This is a genomic window from Azospirillum sp. RU38E, assembly GCF_900188385.1.
Taxonomy (GTDB): Bacteria; Pseudomonadota; Alphaproteobacteria; order Azospirillales; family Azospirillaceae; genus Niveispirillum.
In genome coordinates this window covers 30485-53193 of record NZ_FZOI01000013.1, presented here as the reverse complement: position 1 = coordinate 53193, position 22709 = coordinate 30485, and the positions used below count along the sequence as shown (strand labels likewise).

General features: G+C 63.2%; 13 protein-coding genes and 1 pseudogene. 2 read left to right on the top strand and 12 right to left on the bottom strand.

The annotated features are described in order from the left end of the window. Positions 1-35: 35 nt before the first annotated feature. Positions 36-776 (bottom strand): DUF4198 domain-containing protein, encoded by a 741-nt coding sequence (locus CHB97_RS18605; protein WP_089289511.1) that lies wholly within the window; start codon positions 774-776, stop codon positions 36-38. Between the two features lie 512 nt (positions 777-1288). On the opposite strand from CHB97_RS18605, the gene CHB97_RS18600 reads away from it, so the two are divergent. Then, positions 1289-4246 (top strand): TonB-dependent receptor, encoded by a 2958-nt coding sequence (locus CHB97_RS18600; protein ID WP_089289510.1) that lies wholly within the window; start codon positions 1289-1291, stop codon positions 4244-4246. Between the two features lie 27 nt (positions 4247-4273). Here CHB97_RS18600 and CHB97_RS18595 read toward each other — a convergent pair whose 3' ends face one another. From CHB97_RS18595 to CHB97_RS27100, 3 genes and pseudogenes are all read right to left on the bottom strand, one after another. Beyond that, positions 4274-5134, bottom strand: coding sequence for an alpha/beta fold hydrolase (locus CHB97_RS18595; protein ID WP_089289509.1), 861 nt, complete (start codon positions 5132-5134; stop codon positions 4274-4276). A 201-nt stretch (positions 5135-5335) separates the two neighbouring features. Then, positions 5336-6391 carry a site-specific integrase gene (locus CHB97_RS18590; protein WP_244559606.1) on the bottom strand — a complete coding sequence of 352 codons (1056 nt, stop codon included), beginning with the start codon at positions 6389-6391 and terminating at the stop codon, positions 5336-5338. A gap of 14 nt (positions 6392-6405) precedes the next feature. Further along, positions 6406-6555: pseudogene (locus tag CHB97_RS27100) on the bottom strand (helix-turn-helix domain-containing protein); the annotation flags it as partial. Between the two features lie 655 nt (positions 6556-7210). Here CHB97_RS27100 and CHB97_RS26630 point away from each other — a divergent pair. Beyond that, on the top strand, positions 7211-8383 hold the full coding sequence (locus tag CHB97_RS26630) for a hypothetical protein (protein WP_089289506.1): 1173 nt from the start codon (positions 7211-7213) through the stop codon (positions 8381-8383). A 534-nt stretch (positions 8384-8917) separates the two neighbouring features. Here CHB97_RS26630 and CHB97_RS18575 read toward each other — a convergent pair. From CHB97_RS18575 to CHB97_RS18540, 8 genes are all read right to left on the bottom strand, one after another. Further along, positions 8918-9907 carry a hypothetical protein gene (locus tag CHB97_RS18575; RefSeq protein ID WP_089289505.1) on the bottom strand — a complete coding sequence of 330 codons (990 nt, stop codon included), beginning with the start codon at positions 9905-9907 and terminating at the stop codon, positions 8918-8920. Between the two features lie 7 nt (positions 9908-9914). Then, a complete protein-coding gene (locus CHB97_RS18570) occupies positions 9915-11180 on the bottom strand; it encodes a DnaB-like helicase C-terminal domain-containing protein (protein ID WP_089289504.1) in 1266 nt (421 codons plus the stop codon). After that, on the bottom strand, positions 11177-11737 hold the full coding sequence (locus tag CHB97_RS18565) for a hypothetical protein (RefSeq protein ID WP_089289503.1): 561 nt from the start codon (positions 11735-11737) through the stop codon (positions 11177-11179). Before CHB97_RS18565 ends, CHB97_RS18570 begins: the two co-directional genes overlap by 4 nt. Next, complete coding sequence (locus CHB97_RS18560; RefSeq protein ID WP_089289502.1) at positions 11734-12702, bottom strand: hypothetical protein; 969 nt, start codon at positions 12700-12702, stop codon at positions 11734-11736. The genes CHB97_RS18565 and CHB97_RS18560 overlap by 4 nt, the downstream gene beginning before the upstream one ends. A 649-nt stretch (positions 12703-13351) precedes the next feature. Then, complete coding sequence (locus CHB97_RS18555; RefSeq protein WP_089289501.1) at positions 13352-13909, bottom strand: hypothetical protein; 558 nt, start codon at positions 13907-13909, stop codon at positions 13352-13354. A gap of 2 nt (positions 13910-13911) precedes the next feature. Continuing rightward, entirely contained in the window at positions 13912-15909 is a 1998-nt protein-coding gene (locus CHB97_RS18550; protein WP_089289500.1) for a hypothetical protein, read from the bottom strand. Continuing rightward, complete coding sequence (locus tag CHB97_RS18545) at positions 15906-16208, bottom strand: hypothetical protein (protein ID WP_089289499.1); 303 nt, start codon at positions 16206-16208, stop codon at positions 15906-15908. The genes CHB97_RS18550 and CHB97_RS18545 overlap by 4 nt, the downstream gene beginning before the upstream one ends. Beyond that, positions 16205-22699 (bottom strand): phage tail protein, encoded by a 6495-nt coding sequence (locus tag CHB97_RS18540; RefSeq protein ID WP_160106006.1) that lies wholly within the window; start codon positions 22697-22699, stop codon positions 16205-16207. Before CHB97_RS18540 ends, CHB97_RS18545 begins: the two co-directional genes overlap by 4 nt. Positions 22700-22709: the final 10 nt, after the last annotated feature.

Sequence of the window (22709 nt, the reverse complement as noted above, 5' to 3'; positions counted from 1 at the left end):
GGGATCGGTCACGACCCAGGGAGATTCTTAAGACTTTATTCCTCCGCGTGCGGCAGTACAAAGGAGAGGGTGGCCAGATGTTCATCATGGTCCACCAGCTTGGGCTCTGCCGGGCTGGCGACATAGGTGGCGGCGATGACGTTCAGGCCCTGATTGCGGATGGTGACCGTCACCACGCCATCGGCATCGGTCTTCTGCGGTTCCTGGTCGGGATCGGTGACCAGATCGCGCTGTACCGATACGCCGGCCTGCGGCTTGCCCTGGAACAGCACGCGCAGCTTCAGCGGCTTGCCCATTTCCGTGGGGATCGCTTCCAGCGGCACCAGTTGCAGCGTGTGGCCGGGCAGGGCCGGCATCGGCTTGGTGGGCTGGCCGGTCAGATGCACGGCATATTTATAGGTATGTTCGGCCCGCACCGCGTCCGGCACTTTGTCCCGCCCGGCATTGTGCCATTTGCCGTCGGCTGCCTTGGTCCAGTTGCCATTATCCATGATGGCGGCCAGGGCCACGGCCGGCCCCTTGGATTCTGCCAGCACGATGGGGCCGGCGGCGCGTAAGGCGGCTTCCACCGGCTGCCAGCTGGCATCATAGGCGCTAGTGGCTTTGATCAGGGGCAGCCGCTTCACCATGTCCAGATCGTCGGCGCCGACACCATAGATCAGGGCCGTCTGCTTGGCGCGCTGGGCGAACCAGATGCCATGGGCCTCGGCGGGCATGGTGGCGGCAAATCCGGCCAGCGTGGCCAATGCCAGGGCGATGCGCGTCCGTTTTTTCATGTCCCGTTCCTGTTCGTCTGGGGCTTCCGGGTGCCGGACGCCCTCGCCCGTCCGTGCCCCTTGTCGGTAAAGACTATCCCCATCCACGGGTATGATTGCGGAAAAGCCATGGCCCCGGCAGAATTTTCCACCGAAGGCCGCGATGGGGCGGCCGGATATATCGTGCATCCGACAACTCTGAAAATTTCTCACATAATGGAATGCATTTCCTTAATGTGAATTTTCTATTGACTCTGACGCACATCTCCCATACTCAGACAAATATAAGAAAAGTACGGGAGGACCGGTCGCAAGATCGGCGCACCTTAAGGGTGCCTTTGCAGTTGCAGTGACGTTCCAGCCGGTCAAGCCGGCCAATTACCCTTGCGCATCCTGTTGCCCGGCCTCTGAAAAGGGGGCCGCATGGGGAATTGTATGCGTAAATAGGGGCGATGGCGGTGCCGGACCGCGGCCAATAATCAACAATCAAACCCATCCCGTTGAGGATGATGCGGCATCAGGGGAGGACCAGAATGTTCCAGAAACATGGGCGCTGTTTGTCATTCAATCGTTCCAGCGCCTCCATTTTGGCGCTGGGGATCGCCATGGCCGTGGTGGCCCCCGGCATCGCTATGGCACAGGAGGCACCGCCAGCCGAAGGGGCGTTGGACGAGATCATCGTGACCGGCTTCCGCGCCTCGCTCAACAGCGCGCTGAACCAGAAGCGTAACGAGACAGCCGCCATTGACAGCATCGTGGCCGAAGATATCGGCAAGTTCCCCGACAGTAATCTGGCGGAATCCATGCAGCGCGTGCCCGGCGTGGCGCTGGCGCGCGGCGATGGCGGGGAAGGGCGCAATATCTCCGTCCGGGGCCTGGGTGCTGCCTTCACGCGTGTGCGTATTAATGGCATGGAAGGCACCTCGCAGACCGGCTCCTCGGATATCTATGGTGCCGGCAATGCCGGCCGCAGTTTTGATTTCAATGTGTTCTCCACTGAGATTTTCTCCGCTCTCGCGGTGCGCAAGACCCCCTCAGCCGATACGGAGGAGGGTTCGCTGGGCGCCACGGTGGATTTGAGCGCGCCCAAGCCGTTCGACAGCCGGGAAAAGACGGTGGCGACCGCCACGGTGAAGGGTGTCTATAACGAAGTGTCGAAAAAGGCCGATCCGCGTGCCTCGCTGCTGCTCTCGCACAAATTCGGTGATCAGGAGCAGTTCGGCGTTCTGGGCTCCTTCGCTTATCAGAAGCGGAACATCCGGGAGGTCGGCTATTCCGCCGTGGATATCCTCTCGGCCAATACCAATGGCCTGTTCTGCTCGCCGCTGGGGGTGACGCCGATCTATCCCAATGTGCCGGCCAAAGGCTCTTCCAGTACAATGTGTTCCACCAACAACCCGCGTACCGGGTCGGTGGATGCCTATAACACCATCCTGGGCTTGCGCCGGGCTGACCAGCCCAACACGCCGGGCAGCGGGGCCTTCCTGCCCCGCATTCCGCGTTACCTGAATTCCGAACAGGATCAGGAACGGCTGGGCGCCAGCCTGACCCTGCAATACAAGCCGGACGAGATGACAGATATCTCGCTGGATGGGCTTTATTCCCGCTTCGATGTGACCCGTCGGGACAATTACATTGCCGGTCTTTCCTTTGCCCGTTCCATCACCAACAATGGCCAGCCCATGGTGTCGGTGCGGGATGCGAAGTTTGACGACAAGGGCTCCCTGGTCTATGGCGTCTTTGATGGGGTGGATGTGCGATCTGAAGGGCTGGTCGACCGTTTCGTCTCCAGCTTCAAGCAGGCCAATCTGAATTTCCGGCATGAGTTCGACAATAATTTCGAAATCAGCGGCTTGCTGGGTTTCAACCGGTCGGAACTGGATGGGCGCAAGCGGTTCCAGACCTTCATGGATGTCATTGACAGCGATAATTTCACCATCGATTACCGGGATGGCGGTTCCGTGCCGAAGCTGGGCTTCGGCTTTGATGTCGCCAATCCGGCCAATTTCCTTTATGGCCCGGCCGGGGCGGATGGCACGGTGACCGGCGGTTTCAGCCCGCAGGGCCGCCCGCTGACCCAGAAGACCGACAATCTGACCGCCAACCTGAACCTCGCCTACCGGCTGGCGGATGGCTATACGCTGAAGCTGGGCGGCCAGTTCCGCGAGAGCGATTATGTCGCCACGGCGGTGCGGGAATATCTGTCGGATGTGCAGGTGCGCAACCTGCCCGCCGGCACCAGCCTTTCTTCCATCACCCGCCAGATCAAGGGGCTGGATGATCTCTGGGGACATAACGCCCCGGCAAGCTGGGCCGCCATCGATCCGGAGAAATTCGCCAAGCTGTTCGATACCGACAGCATCCGTACCTGTGACGAGAGCTGCGGCGGGGCCCGCACCCAGGTGAAGGAACGGGTGAAGAGCGCCTATGTGATGGGTACCTTTGATCTGACCGATCACCTGCCTCTGCCGGTGCGCGGTGATCTCGGCGTGCGCTACGTGAAAACCACGATGGACACCTCGGGTTACATCACCGTGGCCCCGCCGGCCGGCACCAGTTCGCCCACCAATCTGGTCGGCCGGCTGGCGGAAGCCAGGAACAGCTATGATGATTGGCTGCCCTCGGCCAATGTGGTGGTGGAAGCGGCGGATGATGTGCTGCTGCGCTTCTCCGCCGCCAAGGTGATGGCACGGCCGGAACTGGGGGTCTTGACCCCGACCAGCGGGGTGACCGCCACCACCCGCGTCGGCAATATCAACAACCCCTATCTGGACCCGATCCGCGCCAACACGTTCGATGCCGGTGTGGAATGGTATTTCCGTCCCGGCTCGCTGCTGTCCTTTGCCTATTTCTACAAGGACATCAAAAGCTTCATCCAGAATGTCAACAGCCAGGCCCCCTTCAATACGCTGGGCTTGCCGACGGCCCTGTTGGAGGGGACCAACACCTCGCCGAACGAGATTTTCACCATCTCCCAGCCTTTCAACACGCCGGGTGGGCCGCTGAAAGGGTTTGAGGTGAATGCCCAGATCCCCTTCACCTTCCTGGAGGACAGCTTCTTTGCCAATTTCGGTATGCTGGCCAATTATACCCGCGTTTCCTCCACCATCGATTATATCCTTGCCAGCGCTGGGGGTGTACCGACGGTGACCACCAAGGCCGATCTGATCGGCCTGTCGAAGAACACCTTCTCCGGCACGCTTTATTACGAGGATGAGAAATTCTCCATCCGGGCCACGGCCAATTACCGCGACAGTTTCATTCGCGGCATCCCGGCCTCCCCCGGCAGCGACCTGCAGGGCAATGCGCCGACCCTCTATGTCGATGCCTCGGCCTCCTACAATCTCACCGATCAGGTGAAGCTGATCCTGGAGGCGACCAACCTGACGGATGAGCAGAACCGGCTTTATATCGACAGCAAGCGCAAGGATACGCTGTTCGAAACCCGGATCGGCCGTACCGTCACGGCCGGCGTGAATGTGAAGTTCTGAAGCGTGTTTTTTGTCCTGGCCCCCGGATCAGGGGGCCAGGAACTGGCGGACATGATTCAGGAACAAGGGCAACTGGTCATGGTGGGGCCAGTGGCCGGCATCGGGGATGGTGATATTGCTGGCCGTCTGGAACAGGTCAAGCACACCATTTTGTGCCGGATCCTCCAGCCAACTGTCGCTGCCCCGGATCAGCAGGGTGGGGCAGGTGACGGCTGACCAGACATCGCGCAGATCGTCCAGCCCGATCCGGGCCGGATAGGCAGCCCGGACATAATTATCGAACTTCCAGCTGAAGCTGCCATCCTCGTTCTGATGTGCGCCATGGATGGTCAGATGTTCGGCTTGGGCCGGGGTCAGGCGGTTATTTTCCGCCTGCATCCGGGCCGTCGCCTCTGCCAGGCTGGCATATCTGCGCGGGGGGCGGGCGGCAAGTTTGTTGACCGTATCCACATAATCCCGCATCCGGGTGGCATAGCTGGAGGGTTTTTGCAGGGTCTGCCATTGCCAGGTGCCTTCCACCACCACCAGCTTTTCCACCAGTTCCGGATAGAGGCCGGCCAGCAGCAGGCTGGCGGCACCGCCAAAGGAATGGCCGATGACATGCACCTTGGGCCGGGTGCGCTGGCGCAGCAACTGCACCAGATCGGCCACCACATCGCTGGGTGTATAGCCACAGCCGGGTGCCCAGGCGCTGTCGCCATGGCCGCGCAGGTCGGGTGCCAGGATATGGTAATCGGCGGCCAGCTCCTGTGCGGCCCAATCCCAACTGCGGCAATGGTCACGCCCGCCATGCACCAGCAGCAGCGTCGGCCGGTCGGGCCGGCCCCATTCCACATAGTGCAACCGTAGGCGGTTCACAAAATAGAACCGGGAAACAGGGGTGCTCATGATGCGCACTCCTTTTGAGGCGTATAATCTTCTTCGCACACTTCGCGTCTTGAGCGGCAGCCAAATCTAGGAATTTACGCCACGGACGAGGTAAATAATCATTTAACGATAGGTATAACCATTAATTACCACCTCCTCGTATCGGCTTCACATCCTAACGGGCTGTATCATAACAAGGTTTTGGACATATGGGCAACGGGTTTATCGGGGGTGTGTTGAAGAGCGTGTGGGGGAGGGTGCCGTAAGGGCCGTGTCTACCTTCTGCATCTCCGCGTGCAAATCCTCCGTCACCAGATGCGCGTACCGCATCGTCATCATGATGTTGCTGTGCCCAAGGATACGCGACAAAACAGGCAGAGAACCACCGCCCCGTAAAAAGCGCGTCGCAAAAGTGTGCCGCAGATCATGCCAGCGAAGATCCAACAAACCCGCCTTCTCCCGTATCCGGTGCCATAATGAAAATGTACTCTGATAAGGGCGGCCCGCCGGTGTGTAGAATAAATAAGGCACATCGGGGCGGCGCGGGATCAATGACAAAACCTGCATCGCCCGCGTCGATAAAGGCACAATCCGCGCCCGGCCCGTCTTCAGTTTCGAAGGATCAACAAGCCCAATCTCCCGCGCCTTCAGGTCAATCATGTCCCAGGTCAATCCCGCCTGCTCCATCGCCCGAAGCCCCGTTTCCACCGCAAATACGATCATCAACGCGTGCATATCCTCCGTGCAGGCATCCAGTATTCGCACCTCCTCCTCCGGCGTCATAAACCGGACAACCTTGCGCACTGGCTTCAAAAATTTCTTGTTAAACTGCACAACCGGGTTCGGTTCATAATGGCTGAACGCAAAAACACCCGAAAGATAAGCAAGGGCAGGCCGCAACGTGGCGTCTGATAAAATCTTGCCACGCGCGGCCGCCTCTTCCCGCCGCTGCGCAATATAACGGACAATATGTTCCCGCGTGATCTCGTGCAGATATAAATCACCCACAATCGGTTCCCACCGACGGGCAAAAGATATATAGCTCTTCCGCGTGTTCGGCTTCTCCAGCGTCATCAAATATGACGCCGCAGCAGAACGATATCGAACCTTGCCATTATTCGCGCGCAGGCGCGTAATCTCTTCCTCAGCCCGATTTAGAAACTTCCAAGCTTCTTTTTCGACTTCGGTTTCAGCAGATCGACGTACAGCTTTTCCATGCTCGTCAGTGTATCGGACCCACCAGAACCTGCTGCCTGCGCGCTTGTAGACGCTGCCCACTGACCGTTCCTCCACTCCAAAAGCTGCTTCTCACTGAAACGCCAGTGCCGGCCAACCCGGAAAGCACCCGGCAAGGCCCCAGCCACAGCCAGAGATGTCACCGTCCGGACAGGTACCTGCAGCCAATGGGATACTTGTACCGTCGACAGATTACGGTCGTTCATTGCAATATCAGAGCTGTAGCTCATGGTTTCCCTCCTTGGAATGTGTCCAAACGTACCATTCGCAACCCATTTGGGCAAGCCCAAGAAGCAGGATCACTGACCTGTTCAACCGATCATTCTCCCCCCAGGCCACAACGGGAAACCCCCGGCCCGTCAGGTGATTATAAGATTTAATTCCTATAGTTCTGGCTCAGGCATCAGTCCCCCTGGATCGTGAGCGATCCAGGGTATTTCACGTTCCCTCAGACGCCGGGCGGGCGCGTCCGCGCCCTTGGCTTACGCGCCCATGGGGGCGCGGGCCGGCGGTCGCCGGCCTGGATCGTGACCGATCCGGGGTATTTCACGTTCCCTCAGACGCCGGGCGGGCGCGTCCGCGCCCTTGGCTTACGCGCCCATGGGGGCGCGGGCCGGCGGTCGCCGGCCTGGATCGTGAGCGATCCCGGGTATTTCACGTTCCCTCAGACGCCGGGCGGGCGCGTCCGCGGCTGGCCCGGAACCGGTTGCAGAAGCCACCAACCATGCTGGCGATTCGTCGGCACAGCGGTTATGCTGCCCAAAACCAGCCCACGGGCACCGGTTCGGGGCTGGCCGGCATGGGGCTGGCCATGCCGGGCCGTCAGCCACCCGTGCCATCCCATCGGAAGGACCCGTTCCCATGTCTGCCACCATCGAACTCCTGAAAAAAGGCACCAAGGCCGCCACGCTGGCGCAGGAGATTGCCAGCCCGCCGGCCGGCATTCAGGGGGCAGAGGCGGCGGGCAGCGCAGGCGCCCCGCTTGCCATGGCCGGGGATGACCCCGCCACCGATACCCTGGCCGCCAATATCAGCCGCGTCAGCACCATGACCGCCCGGGCGATGGACAATTTCATTACCGGCCTGAACGGCTTTACCGCGCCGGAAAACTGGAAGAAATTCAAGGTGGAAGAGAAGCGTCAGCATATTCTGGCCTTCCTGACCGGGGAACATGCCCCCCCTTCGCCGGCGGCCCCGGCCCCCGTGCCCGTGTCAGCCCCCGCCGTCGCCCCCGCCGTCGCCCCCGCCGTCGCCCCGGCCAGCACCGGCGCCCTGGTCACCTCTGCCGCGCTGACGGGGGAGGTGATCGAGGCGGACCCCATTTCCAACACGGCGCAGGCGCTGGAAACCCTGACCGCGGAACAGGTGCCGCACCTGATCCGCGCCATTCTGGAACAGCAGAGCTTTGATGAATTCCGCCTGGGCGGCGTGCTGGCGCTGGTGCAGGCCAAGGGCTGGTTTGGCGGCTATGCGACATTGCGCGATTATGTGCAGGCCGAATATGGCATCAAATATCGCAAGGCCGTCTATCTGATCGCCATCTATAACGGCCTGGTCAACAGCGGCATTCCCTGGGAAAAGGTGCAGGGCGTGGGCTGGACCAAGCTGAAGGATCTGGTGCCGATCCTGACGCCGGATAATGTGGATGAATGGGCCCAGCTGGCGCGGGAATCCACCACCTTGCAGATCCAGGCCCAGATCGCCGCCATGCAGGACACGGCCCCGGCCAAGGACGCCCAGGCCACGGGCAGCGCCGATGGCAGCCCCGGCAAGGTGACCACACTGACCTTCAAACTGCTGACCCAGCAGAAAGAGTCGGTGCGCTCGGCGCTGGAACGGGCCAAGGCGGAAACCGGGAACAGCAACGATACCGCCGCCCTGGAACATATCGCCCTCCTCTATCTGAAGGGCGGGGCCGCCGCCGCCCCGGCGGATGCGATCGGCCCCCTGATGACAGAGCTGGGCTGGGAACGCGTGCTGGAGGAGTTTGAACAGCGCTTCCCCTATCTCAACCTCACGGTGGAGGAATCGTGACACCAAGGGGCATGGCCCATGCCCGTTGGTGTTTATATGTTCCCTCAGGCGCCGGGCGCCCGCATCCGCGGGCTTGGCTTGCGGCGCTACCAAGCGCCGGGCCGGCGGTCGCCGGCTGGTGTTTACATGTTCCCTCAGGCGCCGGGCGCCCGCATCCGCGGGCTTGGCTTGCGGCGCTACCAAGCGCCGGGCCGGCGGTCGCCGGCCTTAATGGGGCATGGTCCATGCCCCTTGGTGTTTATATGTTCCCTCAGGCGCCGGGCGCCCGCATCCGCGGGCTTGGCTTGCGGCGCTACCAAGCGCCGGGCCGGCGGTCGCCGGCCTCCAAGGGTCATGTCCCATGCCCCTTGGTATGAATCCCCCGGTTGACGCCCCCTCCCTCCCCACCGGTTGGTGCAATTGATTGCACCGTTCTCCCGCCCCAGCCCCGGCCGCGCATGGGGATGATACCAACCTGCCGGATGCGCCCGCCCGGCGCCTGAGGGAACACGAAATCTCCCTGGATCGGTCACGATCCAGGGAGATGACGATATTTTATCCCAGGCGGAAATCGGCGGAAGGTGATGCCAGGGTGCCCAACAGGCTGGCCAGCAGCGCGGGCGGGGCCTCGCCGGGGTCTTTGCACCCGGCGGGCAGATACAGATCGCGCAGCCGCGCCCCGGCCCAGGCCTGGCGCAGCTTGCGCCGTGCGGCCTGGCCCGCCGGATCATTATCGAACAGCAGCAGATATTCGGCACAGCCGGACAGGCGCCTGATTTTCTCCGGCATCAGATCGGCGGTCAGCGGGTCCACCACATTGGGGTAATGCGGGAAGACGCGGGCCGCATCGAAAACGCTTTCCACGATCAGAACCGGCCGATCCGGGTCCAGCCAGCTTTCCCCATGCCAGATGGAGGGGCAATTCTGCCCGCCATAGCGATACATCAGATAGCGCGGCTGCCCGTCGGGCAGAATGCTGCGCCCATGCAGCCCGCGCAGAAAGCCGTTGAAATCGCGGATCGGGAAGCAGATGCGCTGCCGCCCCGCATCGAAACGGATATCCAGGGCGATGGCGGTGGCCATATCCACCCCGCGCGCCTGAAGATAGGGGTGCAGCTGCCCCTGGTGGTGGGCCGGCGGGAACTGGTTCAGCCACCATTCGGGAAACAGATGCTCTGCCGCCCTGGCACCATTGGCCAGGGCCTCGATATCCGGCCCGGTGTCACCCAGCGATAACCCGCCCGCCTGGCCGCCGGCCGCCTCGATCAGGGCCTCTGCCGCGGCGAAATCTGCCGCCAGCGCCAGACCCTGATGCTGCACCGCCTGGCGCAGATCGGCCACCAGCCGGGCCAGCGTGCCGGAATAGCCGCAGGCCAGGCAGTGACAGCGCCCGCCGCCCGCCCCGACGCGGAACCCGAAGGAAGGGTTGTTATCGGTCCCCCGCTGGTGGCGCAGCGGCGCCAGCGGGCAGCGCGTCACCACCCACCCCGCCCGCCGGCTGGGCAGCGGCTGAATTCCCAGTGCTGTGAGGAAGCGATAAAGCATGGTGTGCCTAAACGAACCGCAGATCCACGGGGATCTGTGGTTCGACCTCCTGGAAATTCATGCGCTGAAAGTCCCAGAGAATGTTGAATTCCCCCACTTCCCCCTTGCGGCCCTTCAGAATGGAGACGCGCCGCTGGTTCAGCGTTTCCACGCTTTCTTCCTGAAACAGCCCCAGCACCAGGGAGGAGAGCTGGCCGATGGCGTCGGCATAGGCGATATCATCCAGATCATAGCCTTCCTTCTGTTTCTGCCGGCGGTTTTCCGAGCGTTTGAACTGCCAGGAGGCGGTGACCGGGCCGATGGGTGTCAGTTCCGATTTGATCAGATCGGCATTTTCCGCCACCCGGCGGTAACGGTCGCGCTCTGTGGGGTGTTTCAGCAGATAGGCCCCGTCGATATAGATGCATTCCGCCGCCAGTTGCCGGGCATACAGGATGATGTCCTGCACCGTGCTGGTCAGGTTGCCATCCAGAATCCAGAACGGCTGGTCCGCCCCCTTCACCGCCACCAGCCCCTGTTTCAACCGGCCCACCCCGGCGCTGGTCAGGGCCCCCTGCGACAGCGGGGTCAGCCCCACCTGGCTGTGCATGGCCGACAGCCGTTCCACAATGACCGGCGTGGCCATTTCCATGGAAACGAACAGCACGCGTTTATGCTGCACCCACCAGGCATAATGGGCGGAAAACAGCAGCTGAAAGGTTTTGCCGGCCGCCGGCCGGCCGACATAGGAAACCAGATCGCCGGGCAACAGCCCGTTGGTCATGCCATCCAGGGTGGGCCAGCCCATCAGGATGCCGTGCTTTTCCTCCCCCCGCGCCGCCTTGACATAATTGGGCAGGATCAGGTTCAGCGCATCGCGGAAATCAAACAGGTTGCCGGTATGGCGCCGCACCGACAGGGCCATGGCTTCGGCCAGCAGATGGTCCAGCGCCTTCAGCGGGTCTTTGCCGGGCCCGGTCAGGAATTTCTGCCCGGTTTCTTCGACAATGCGCTTCAGGCTGGTTTCGACAAAATGCTGCGTCTTGCGTTCCAGCCAATAGGCCGGGGTTTCCGGCACATGATCGGGCAGCGATTCGCCGGTATGGGCCTGGATGGTGTCGCGCGTGGGCAGGGTGCCGAACTTGCGCGCATGGTCGCGGATGAAGCGATAGATCGCCGCTTCCCCCCCGCTGAACAGATAGGACAGGTCGCCCCACCCCACCACATCGGCGATGCGGCCCTGGCTGGCGATGCTGGCCAGCAGCTTGCGCCCCAGCGTCACGGCGCCATTCATAACAGCACCGGGGTGAAGCAGCTTTCCAGATGGTCACGCACCGCCGCCCCCCATTCATGCCCCGCCTTTTCCAGCGAGGGCACATGCAGCACCGTCTGCCGGTTGGCCTGGAACCGTTCGGTCAGCACCCCCAGCAGGCCGGCGGTTTGCCAGACCGGCAGCTTTGACCCGTCGGTCATGCCGAAATTGGGCACGGCCAGACAGGTGCAGTTAACGGTACTGCCGTCGCGCGCCTGGGCCAGCAGGTCTTGCAGGGTGACCAGCCTTGCATCAACGAAATTGCGCAGCAGCGCCCCGGTGATGCTGGCCATGCGGTGGCTGATGCCATCGGGCTTGCCCACCAGCAACAGCCCGCACAGGCCGGCCGCCCCATGCTGGTGGAACTGCCGCACCCAGCCCTGTTCCGCCGCCGAGACATTGTTGGCCAGCGGGGTCCAGATATAGCGGCGGGGAATGCCGGCCTGCCGGGCGATCCGGTCGATATCCGCCACCAGCCTTGCATGGTGCACCCGGTCCAGAATGCCGCTGGCATAGGGGTCTTCGACCAGCCCGGTCATTCAATCTCTCCGAAGATGGCCAGAACATCGTCCAGGCTGGCCTTGGGCTCCGGCCCGTGGCCGCCGGGGGCCGGCACGGGCACGGGCACGGGTGCGGGCGGGGTGGGGATGGCCGCCGCCACCGCACTGGCCGGCCGGGGCAGGGTGGAACGGGGCCGGGGGATGGCCGGCTGCTGCTGCTGGGCGACGAAATTCACCGCCGCCTGCGCATATTTGGTGGCAAAGCCCATATCCGGCCGCATGGGCAGGTTGAAGGCCCCCATATGATCCTTGGCGAACTGGGTGAAGCCCTGCCAGTCGGTCACCAGCCGGGCCAGGGCCGCCGCCCGGTCCATCCCCGCCGGGAAACAATGGCACAGCAGCTTCAGCTGGCCGCGCTGTTTCTGGGTGAAGGGCCGCGCATATTCACCGGGGAAGGCCAGCGCATGGGCCGCCAGCCACGCCCCCTGCCAGTCATCCAGCCCGCTGGGGCGTGGGGCGGTGGCGATGGGGGCCAGGGCGGCCTTGCCCCCGTTGATCAGGGACAGCACAGGGTCTGATGGCTGCGGGGCCACCGCCCCGCCGGTTTTCTGTCTGTATTCTTTGCCGGTATTGACTGTTATTGGCGAATCCGCTGTTGCGGACGGGGGCTTGTCCGGCGCACCGGACATGTGCGGGGCCGCCGGACCCAGGCAACCCACCCCATCTTCGGTCAGGCACAGATGCGTGATCGGCTGGCCCAGAAACTTGAACCGCGCCGTATAAATCAGCCGGCGTTCCTTCAGCCGGCGCAGCGCCCGGTCATATTGGTGGCGGGTCAGGCCGGTTTCCCGCATCCATTCTTCGCGCGTTTTGGCGATCCATTTCTGGCCCGCCTTGGTGATTTTCATTTTCGGATGCCAATAGGCGATCTGGGCCAGCAGCCGGGCCACGCTGACATCATGTTCCACCAGGGGCAATATCCGCGCCAGTACCGATTTTCCCATCAACCCCTCCTTGGGTGTGACTCGATGGTTATATTAATTCCCCTGGATCGTGACCGATCCAGGGGGGGTATGCGTTCCCTCAGGCGCCGGGCCGGCGCATAATACCAGCGGCACGAAATCATGACCGATGGTCACGCTTTCGCGCCCCTCAGTCGCCGGCGCCAGCATCCGCTGGCTTGGCTACGCCGCTACCAAGCGGCGCGGCGGCGGTCGCCGCCGTACCAACGGTCATGAATTATGACCGTTGGTATAAGGCGCCCTTGGCTTGACAGCGGGCACGTGCCCGCGGGCCGGCGGTCGCCGGCCTGGATCGTGACCGATCCAGGGGGGTATGCGTTCCCTCAGGCGCCGGGCGGCTCATGCGGCTTGAATATGACCATGGCCCCAGGCGATGGGGCGTGGGGGTGGTGATCAGGATCAGGATGGCGGCCATTGCCGGGCGGCGCGGCGCAATAGGCATCCCCCTGGCGGAAGACGGCCGGTTTCAACAGCATCATGCCCCTCCTTGGGCGTCTGGTTGACGCGCGATTTGTATCCCGGAATCTCCCGCACGACAAGCGGCTTCCGCTGGGGCGGACAATCCGCTGTCCGGCGGGTCGGATATTGGGAAATATATCCTATTTTCGGGACTGTAACGGGGAAATGCCGATCAGCTGGTTTTCTTCACCATGCCCAACAGGGTGGACATTTGGCCATTCTTGTCGGTCGATCCGCGGCTGGAGCCGAATTCGAACGTATAGACCATGCCCACCAGGGTGGCGAGGTTGCCGAACATGATCATCAGCATGTCCTTGTTGGCGCCGGTGCCGGGCAGGTCCACCACGAACAGCCCGACCAGACAGCCCAGAAAGCCGGCGATGGCGGCATAGGCCAGCAGATCGGCGCGGAACTGGCCGCGCCCGCCGGGCCGCGCCCCGGCCCCGTCGCGGGCCTGGGCGGCCACCAGCTCGCTGATCAGGGCCAGCAGTTCGGCCTGCTGGCGCTGGCGCTCCTCATTCTCCAGCCGGGCCAGCAGCGGCAGCAGCGCCTGGCGCAGGGCCGCGCGCCCGGCCCCGTCCGCCGCCCGGCTTTTCAGCAGGGCGGGGTCGGCGCTGCCGAACAGGCTCTGCGCCCGCCCGGTTGCCTCGGCCAGCGCCGCCGCCCCCTCCGGCCCGTACAGGAACCGTGCCAGGGCGGGCAGGCTGTCAACAAACAGGGCGGCCAGCATTGTTACGCGGTCCCTCTATCGTCGTTTTCGATGATGATGGTGAAGCTGGCGCTGGTGCCCGGAATGGTGATGGTCAGATTTTCGTTGTTCTCGACAGTGTCGTCCCGCTTGGGACGCAGCATCAGCCGGGCTTCCTGTGGCAGATCGGGGTCCACCACGCCGGTATAGACGGTGCCGGTGTTGGCCCCCGGCAGAATATCGGAGGGCACCATGCGTTTTTCATTAAAGCCGTTATTGTACCAATGCTGCTTGGCGGCAGCCACGTTGCTGGCGCCAAAGGCGGCTTTCAGGTCACCATAGATGGCCAGGTAAAGCTGCGCCTGCTGATCCGTCATGCCATCCCTGGGCGGGCGCACCAGGGGCATAATCTCAAAATCATTGGTGCTGGCATTGTTGTTGGTGTCTGAGGAAAGTTTCCAGACAACGGGGGTGTCGGCCCCCCCCTGATTGATGGTGATTGTCAGATAGACGAAGACATTATCATCTTCTACGACCCAGACCGAGTTGTTGGGACTATCGAAGATATAGGGGTCTGTTGCCGGCAGCATCTTATGGCCGCTGATGGTGGCGCTGGTATAGCCGCCGGTGCTGCTCTGCGATGTATCGCTGATCTGGATATTGCCGGTGGTGGCGATCACCGCCCCATTATGTTTCGCCACCACCCGGAACCATTCGGTGCCTTCGGTCAGGGCGTCGGCCGCCACCTTATAGGTGAGCGTGTGATCGAAATTGCCGACCGGCTGATAGGACAGGGTTTCGCCCAGCGTCACATCCGCCGATCCGGCCGGGGTGCCGCCGCCTGTCGGGGGGGCCATTTCAAAGGTGATGGTGCGCGGTGTGGGGATATTGCGGGAATGCAGGGTGATGGTCCCTTCGTCCCCTTCCGACAGCAGGCCGGGCGCATTGCTGAAATAATAGGATTCCGAGGCCACGGAGGTGTCATTCACCACCACCGCGCTGCTCAGCCCGGCAATGTTGAAATACAGCGTCTCCTGTCCTTCGCCAAAGCTGACATCTTGCTTCAGGGTTTCGGCGTGGGTGGCAATGCCCTGGGCATCCAGGGTCAGCGTGCCGGTCAGCGTGCCGCTTTCCAGGTCATCGGCGCTGATGCCGGTGATGCTGTAATCGAAACGGGTCTGGCTGGTATTCTGCGCCTGGAAGGTCCAGGTCACGATGCCGCCTTCATTGACGCTGCTGGTATTGCTGCTCAACGTATAGCGCGGGGCGTCGCCGCCAATGCCGGTGCCGCCGCTGGGGGCGGCATACAGGGCGGCATCGATGACGGGGCTGAACAGGCCGGTGCGGGCGCCATAGGTGATAGTGTAGCCGACGGGACCATCTTCCATGGTTTCAAGGGTTTGCAGCAGGCGGCAGAACAGGGTGCTGCCGCTACGCCGGACAAAGCCGAAATATTCCCCGCTGGTGGCCTGTTTGGGGTCGTTGGGGCGCGCTCGGGCACTCAGCCTGTGATAAGGGGGGATGAAAAAGGCCGGCGTGCCCGGCAGGCTGCCGAAAACCACGCTTTGCTCATCCGTCGTTTCGGCCGGATAGCCGAAATAGGGGGAAATTTGTTTGATGGACAGGTGCGGCAGCCCGCTGTCAAAACAGATGCCCCCGCCGGGGGTGAAGACACGCAGGCCGTATCTCTCGCCGCTCCGCGCCTGCCCCTGGGTCGCAAACACATAGGCGTCGGGCAGGGGATAGGTGCCGCCAGGACTGGACCGGGCCACGATGATGGCGCTTTGGGTGTCGGGGGCGGTTTCCAGACAATACCAGGTATCATCCCCGGTTTCCGGGATGGTCCAGAAGGTCAGCGGGTCAACCTGCCCATTGGCGGCACTGCTGGTCAGGGCGTGGAACTGGAAATACCGGGTGCCGAACGGCTCGACCCTGTAGGGCTGGGGGTTGACGGCCAGGCGGCCCAGCAGGCTGGGCACGCGGAACCGTTCATCAATGACCAACTCGCTATTGGCATTGGTGATTTGCAGGCCATAGCTCATACCGCGAACACCATCAGTTTGGAGAAAACGCCCTTCCCCGGATTGAATACGCCGGCGGTCACGGTCAGCGTGGGCGGGTTCTGGCTGCTGATCTGCCAGCTATGCGAGCCGGCCACCTGTTGCAGCACCCGGATGGACCGGCCGGACAGGTTGGGCAGGCCGTCGCTGCCATTAAAGGTGAAGGTGCGGCTCTCGCCGGCGGCAACGCTGAAGCTGCCCACATACAGGGCCCCCAGATCCTCTGGTGAGATCAGCCGGGTGGTGCCATCGGCCAGATAGACGGACAGGCCCCAGCTCATGACAGTTTCCCCAGGCTGACGCGCAGAATGTTGCCGCTGTAGATCCGGATACCGTCATCGGACAGTTCCATCCGGTCCCCGCCGCTGCCGGTGAAGTTGCCGATGGTGCCGGTGACGGCGCGCAGGCTGTTGACCTGCAATTTTTCCGCTGCCACCGACCCGTTCACCAGCAGGTTGCCGTTCAGAACGGTGCCCACATTCTCCCAGCCGCTGCCATTCCAGAACCGGGTTTCGGCATATCCGGCGCTGGCGTTATAAAGGGTGGCCGTGTCCAGGAATACCTTGGCCCCGCCTGTGGCGGTGCTGATGGCGGCGTTGGCCTCGCTGTCGCTCCAGGAAGCCCCGGTAATCGTCCTGTATGTCTGGATGTTGCCACGCGCGCCTGCGGTTCCCGCCTGCCCGATAATGCGGAACGGCGTGCCGTAGGTGATGCTGCCGCTGGCAGCGGTAAACTTCTCCCTGGCCCATACGCGAGTATCGTTGATGGTGGGGAACCAGGTTGTCTGATCGGCGCTGTATTCCAGCCGGACAGAGGTGCCGTTCGCCCCGTTGGCGCCAGCCGTCCCGGTCTTGGATTTGACCACGGAGAAGCGCTTGGTCACGCGGGCAAACCCGCCCCGGTCAGCCGAGATATCCACGAAGCCGCTGTCGCCGGACAGCGCAGTGACGTCCACCGTGTTGCCCGACAGGGTGGCGTTGATGCCGCCGGGCATGGCGATGGAGAAGGTCCACAGGTTTGTGGTGTCCGTGATGCCCTGGTACACCAGCATCTGGGTGGTGCAGCCCGCGAAGGTGCCAACGGCCCCGTTAACATCGGCGGCCAGGGTGTGGGCCTCGTTGGTCAGGAAGGCGGTCAGCGCAGCAGCACCATTGGCCCCATCCGCCCCTTCGCGCAGCTTCACGATGGACAGGGTGTCGCTCTGCCCGTCCCAGTCGATCTTGACGGAGACCGCGTCGCTTTCCATCGCATCATAGGACAGGGTGCGGGTGGTGCCGCTGCCGGCCAGCGTGGCTTTGCCGGCGATGACGGTAAAGCTGGGGCTGCCATTCAGCCGCTGCCCGGCGGCGGTCAGGGTGATGATGCTGGGCGTGACATTGCCATTCTTGGCGATGCGGAAGGTCTGGCTGTCAGAGGTCAGCACCGCCAGCTTGGCATCGCTGCCTTTTGGCCCGGTCGGCCCCGTCGGCCCGGTGGCCCCCGTCTTGGATTTGTTCACGGAGAAGCGCTTGGTCAGGCGTCCAAACCCGCTGCGGTCAGCCGAGATATCCACGAAACCGCTGTCGCCGGACAGCGCAGTGACATTCACGGTATTGCCGGACACGGTGGCGCTGATCCCCGGCGACAAGGCGATGGAAAAGGTCCACAGGTTTGTGGTGTCCGTGATGCCTTGATACACCAGCATCTGGGTGGTGCAGCCTGCGAAGCTGCCAACGGCCCCCTCAACATCGGCGGCCAGGGTGTGGGCCTCGTTGGTCAGGAAGGCGGTCAGCGCAGGGGCCCCATTGGCCCCATCCGCCCCTTCGCGCAGCTTCACGATGGACAGGGTGTCGGTCTGCCCGTCCCAGTCGATTTTGACGGAGACCGCCTCGCTTTCCATCGCCTCATAGGACAGGGTGCGGGTGGTGCCGCTGCCGGCCAGCGTGGCTTTGCCGGAAATGACGGTAAAGCTTGGCGCGCCGCCCAGATTCTGCCCGGCGGCGGTCAGGGTGATGATGCTGGGCGTGACAGTGCCGTTCTTGGCGATGCGGAAGGTCTGGCTGTCCGATGTCAGCACCGCCAGCTTGGCATCGCCGCCTTTTGGCCCGGTCGGCCCCGTCTGCCCGGTGGCCCCCGTCTTGGATTTGGTCAGGGAGAAGCGCTTGTTGATGGTGGTAAAGCCGCTGCGGGTCGCGGTGATATCCACATAGCCGCTGTCCGCCGTCATGTCGGTGACGGTGATTTCACCATTCGCCATGGTGGCGGTGGCGCCGGTGCTGCCGCTGATGCTGATCGTCCAGCTGGCCGTGACATCGGTTGTGCCCTGGAACACCAGCATCCGGGTGCTGGCCCCGGCATAGGAACCCACCACCCCGCTGGGGCTGGCCGCCAGGGTGTGCGCCTCGTTGGTCAGAATGGCGGTGATGGCGTCGGCGCCATTGGCGCCGTCGGCCCCTTCGCGCAGCTTCACGATGGACAGGGTGTCGGTCTGCCCATCCCAGTCGATCTTGATGGAGACCGCATCGGTTTCCATCTTGTCATAGGACAGGGTGCGGGTGGTGTCGCTGCCGGTCAGCGTGACTTTGCCGGAAATGACGGTGAAGCTGGGGCTGCCATTCAGCCGCTGCCCGGTGGCGGTCAGGGTGATGGCGCTGGGCGTGACATTGCCATTCTTGGCGATGCGGAATGTCTGGCTGTCTGATGTCAGCACCGCCAGCTTGGCATCGCTGCCGGCCGGCCCGGTGGCGCCTGTCGGCCCGGTTGGCCCGGTGGCCCCCGTCTTGGATTTGGTCAGGGAGAAACGTTTGCTGATGGCGGTATAGCCGCTACGGGTCGCGGTGACGTCAACATAGCCATCGTCAACACTCATGCTGGTGACGCTGACGGTGCCATTGGCCATGCTGGCGACGATGCCCGTGCTTGTCCCGCCGATGCTGATATTCCAGGCGCTGGTCACATCGGTGGTGCCCTGGAACACCAGCATCCGGGTGCTGGCCCCGGCATAGGAACCCACCACCCCGCTGGGGCTGGCCGCCAGGGTGTGCGCCTCGTTGGTCAGAATGGCGGTGATGGCATCGGCACCATTGGCCCCGTCGGCCCCTTCGCGCAGCTTCACGATGGACAGGGTGTCGGTCTGCCCGTCCCAGTCAAGCTTGATGGAGACCGCATCGGTTTCCATCTTGTCATAGGACAGGGTGCGGGTGGTGTCGCTGCCGGTCAGCGTGACTTTGCCGGAAATGACGGTGAAGCTGGGGCTGCCATTCAGCCGCTGCCCGGTGGCGGTCAGGGTGATGGCGCTGGGCGTGACATTGCCATTCTTGTCGATGCGGAATGTCTGGCTGTTCGATGTCAGCACCGCCAGCTTGGCATCGCTGCCGGCCGGCCCGGTGGCGCCTGTGCGCACCTTGGTCAGGTTGAAACGGCGGGTGATGCTGGCGCCCTTGCCGTCGGTGGCGGTGATGTCGATATGGCCGGCATCGGCCGTCAGGGCGGTGACAACGAACCGCTGTTTGGCGGGCTGGGTGAAGGTGCAATTGCTGGCGCTGCCGGTGAAGCTCCAGGCGTCGGTCACGTCGCTGGTGCCCTGGAACACGGTGACCAGGGTTTCGGCCCCGTTCAGGCTGGTCACCGTGCCATTGGCATCGGCCGGCACGGCCTGCGCCTCGTTGCTCAGCAGCACATTGATCGTGTTCACCCCGTCCTTCAACTTGGCGACGGTGATGCTGTCCTGATAGGTCTGGCCATTCAGGCTGTAACTGGCCTGGATGGTGGCCGTGTCGCTGGTCAGGTTGGCGGCATCCAGGCGGCGGTTATTGCCCAGGCTGGTCAGCGTGGCGTTGCCGGCGATCACCTGCCAGGTCAGGGTGCCGCCGGTCATGCCGCGCGGGTTGGCGGTGAAATCGATGCTGGCCGGGCTGGCCGTGCCGTTGGCGGCCAGCTTGAACACCTGTGACGAGGCGGTCAGATCCAGCAGGCCGACATCGCGGGCGGTGAAGCTGAATTCCGGGGAATAGCCCATGCCCGTGCGGCCGAAACTGTCATACAGGCCCAGCCGCCCATAATAGGTGACGCCGCCATTGACGCTGGCCGTCAGCGGCAGCTGCGGCCCGTCGGCCGCCAGCGTGCCGGGGCCCGGACTGAAGCCCTTGCTGGTGGACAGGTGCAGCTCTGCCCCCGCCACATCCGGGTCGGTGCTGGTATAGAGCAGCGATACCAGCCCCAGGCCGGGCGTGACGGTGGGGTTCACCGGGGCCGGCACCGGATTGTCGAAAATCTCTGCCGTGCTGGTTTCGCTGATCCGGCCGAACGTGTCGCGGGCGAAGACCAGCACCTTCAGCCGGCGCAGCGGCGCGCCGCCGGCATCATTGCGGTTATCATCGTAATAATAGGTCACGCCCGTGCGGGCGCTTTCCATCTCTTCCACCACCCAGGTGCGCAACAGGGCATTATCCAGCGGGTTGCGCACCTCCACCACATAACCGGCCTGCACCAGGCCGGGCGCCATGCCGGCATTGTCGGGGTGGGGATCGAAGGTGAACACCAGATCGCGGCCGGTAAAGGCATTGCCGCCGCCCGCCACCGTCAGGTTCAGGGGCGGCTTCAGGTCCGATTTGGCGCTGCTGTCCAGCACATAGGGGTTGCTGCGGGTGACCGGGCCGGCCAGATCGAAAATGGAAACGGCCCAGACATGGAAGACCCATGATCCGTCCACCGCATCTTCGATGATGTAATTCTGGCCATAGACCTGGATCGGCTCTGACAGGCCGGCGCTGGAACGGTCATATTGCACGAAATAATGGCTGACCATGCCGCGCGCCGGCTTGTCCCAGGACAGGCTCAGCCGCTTGTTGGTGCCCCCCGGCGTGCGGGAGCTTTCCTCGCTGATGGTCAGGTTGCCGACGCCGCCAATGCCCTTGTCAATGCGCTGATAGGGGCTGGGTTCCAGCTTCAGGTTCTGTTCGACGCGGGCGAATTTGGTCGGATCGTGGAAAAGGGCGGTGACCTGGAACAGGCCCGGATTATCCTCTTCCTCCTTCACCGTCAGCACGCGGAACTGGCGCGGGGCAATGTCGGTGCCGGTGATCACGAACATGGCGCCGGTGATGGGCGCAACCGGCAGCGCCTCGGCCCAGGTGATCAGCGTATGGGTGCCGGGCCCATTGGTGATGACGCGTTCCGCCACCTGATTATCCGGCAGCACCATGGAGATGCGATAGGTGTGGTTCGCCGCCAGGGTGATGGGGGCATCCAGGGTGGCGCTGCTGGCATCCACCGCCACCAGCCGGCCGCCCATGCGCACGCCGGCAAATTTCGGGTCGGCCACGGCGATGATATCGCCGGGCATCACATCGGCATGGTCCATGCCGGCGGTGTAATTCACCGTCTGGGTGGCGGTGATGCCGGTATCCAGATGCCATTTGCCGAACCGGTGCGCCTGGCCCCGGCTGGTGCAGCCGGGCGCGGTGATGGAGGTTTCCTGAATGCCATAACGGGCAATATGTTCGGGATCGGCCTCCACCGGTTCCACCGCCGGGCGGCACATGTCGGTGGGGTCGTTCCAGGTGACATAGGCCACGGTATAGCGCTGGCTGCGCGGCGTGCCGGCATAGGTGAAACGGCCATTGATGACATTGGCGGCGGTGACCAGCTTCACCGGGTCTTTGGGCTGGTCGCAGACGGCCGTGACGGCACCCGACGCCCAATAGGAAATGCCCTGGAAGCAGGAAGCGACAAACTGCACCACGCGCAGCGCCTCTTCCCGGTTCTTGATCACGCCATTGAAACGGAAACGCGGTTCCTGGCCGCCAAAACCATCGGGCACCAGCTGGTCGCAATATTGGCCGATCTGGTACAGCGCCCATTTATCAACCTGTTCAGGGTTGATGGTGTCGCCCATGCCATAGCGGTCATTGACCAGCAGATCATACATGATCCAGGCCGGATTGCTGGTCCAGGCCCGCTTGAACGTGCCGTCCCAGATGCCGGTATAGGTGCGGGTCTGCGGGTCATAATTGACCGGCACCTGCACCTTGATGCCATAAATATGATAGGCGCGCGTGGGGATGCCGCTGCCGAACTGTTCAGCATTGATCGTATGGGCAACCAGGGCCGTGTCGGGATAGCTGAATTTGCCATCCGTCAGCTCTGTATATTGCGCCACGGTCATCTGGTTGTTCAGGGTGGCGCGGGTGCTGTCATCGGTCAGGCGGCGCACCCGGAACTGCCAGCCGGCGGTCACGCCCGCCGGCCGTTCCACCCGGAAGCTTTCCTGATAGGGGCTGGTATTCTTGCCGGAGATGGTGGCGGTCAGCGCCTCTTTATAGATCCCGCCAATCGGGGCCACATCGATGGCAATCTGCACCGATGAGCCGTTCAGATCGCCCGTCTTCTCGTTCAGGTCCGTCATGGTGGCAAAGGCCAGCGTCACCCGCACCGCATTGACCGACGGTGAATTGATGGTGGCCGTATAGGGGCCGGGCTGTGGCCCCTTGGTCACCACCCGGCTGCCCACGCCGACGGGGTTTTCCGCCGCCGGGAAGCCGGGGATGAAATCCTGATCCGGCAGGCCATAGCGCAGCACCGTTTCCACGCCCTGGAAATTGCTGGAATCATCCTTGTTTTCCAGCGGCGTATCATCAAAGAAGATGGATTTCTTCCCGTTCACCAGCCCGGCAATCTCCCCTTCGGAGATGACGTCGATGACGCGGGCCACGGCCTTGGCCCGCAGGGTGTTGGGGGCTTCAATGGGCGTCTTGCCCTTCTTGCTGCCGGAACCCTGGATCGTTGCGCGCATGGCTGGCCTC

Coding starts and splice junctions, on each gene's coding strand:
- CHB97_RS18605 (WP_089289511.1), bottom strand. CDS start 776: ATGAAAAAACGGACGCGCATCGCCCTGGCATTGGCCACGCTGGCCGGA.
- CHB97_RS18600 (WP_089289510.1), top strand. CDS start 1,289: ATGTTCCAGAAACATGGGCGCTGTTTGTCATTCAATCGTTCCAGCGCC.
- CHB97_RS18595 (WP_089289509.1), bottom strand. CDS start 5,134: ATGAGCACCCCTGTTTCCCGGTTCTATTTTGTGAACCGCCTACGGTTG.
- CHB97_RS26630 (WP_089289506.1), top strand. CDS start 7,211: ATGTCTGCCACCATCGAACTCCTGAAAAAAGGCACCAAGGCCGCCACG.
- CHB97_RS18575 (WP_089289505.1), bottom strand. CDS start 9,907: ATGCTTTATCGCTTCCTCACAGCACTGGGAATTCAGCCGCTGCCCAGC.
- CHB97_RS18570 (WP_089289504.1), bottom strand. CDS start 11,180: ATGAATGGCGCCGTGACGCTGGGGCGCAAGCTGCTGGCCAGCATCGCC.
- CHB97_RS18565 (WP_089289503.1), bottom strand. CDS start 11,737: ATGACCGGGCTGGTCGAAGACCCCTATGCCAGCGGCATTCTGGACCGG.
- CHB97_RS18560 (WP_089289502.1), bottom strand. CDS start 12,702: ATGGGAAAATCGGTACTGGCGCGGATATTGCCCCTGGTGGAACATGAT.
- CHB97_RS18555 (WP_089289501.1), bottom strand. CDS start 13,909: ATGCTGGCCGCCCTGTTTGTTGACAGCCTGCCCGCCCTGGCACGGTTC.
- CHB97_RS18550 (WP_089289500.1), bottom strand. CDS start 15,909: ATGAGCTATGGCCTGCAAATCACCAATGCCAATAGCGAGTTGGTCATT.
- CHB97_RS18545 (WP_089289499.1), bottom strand. CDS start 16,208: ATGAGCTGGGGCCTGTCCGTCTATCTGGCCGATGGCACCACCCGGCTG.
- CHB97_RS18540 (WP_160106006.1), bottom strand. CDS start 22,699: ATGCGCGCAACGATCCAGGGTTCCGGCAGCAAGAAGGGCAAGACGCCC.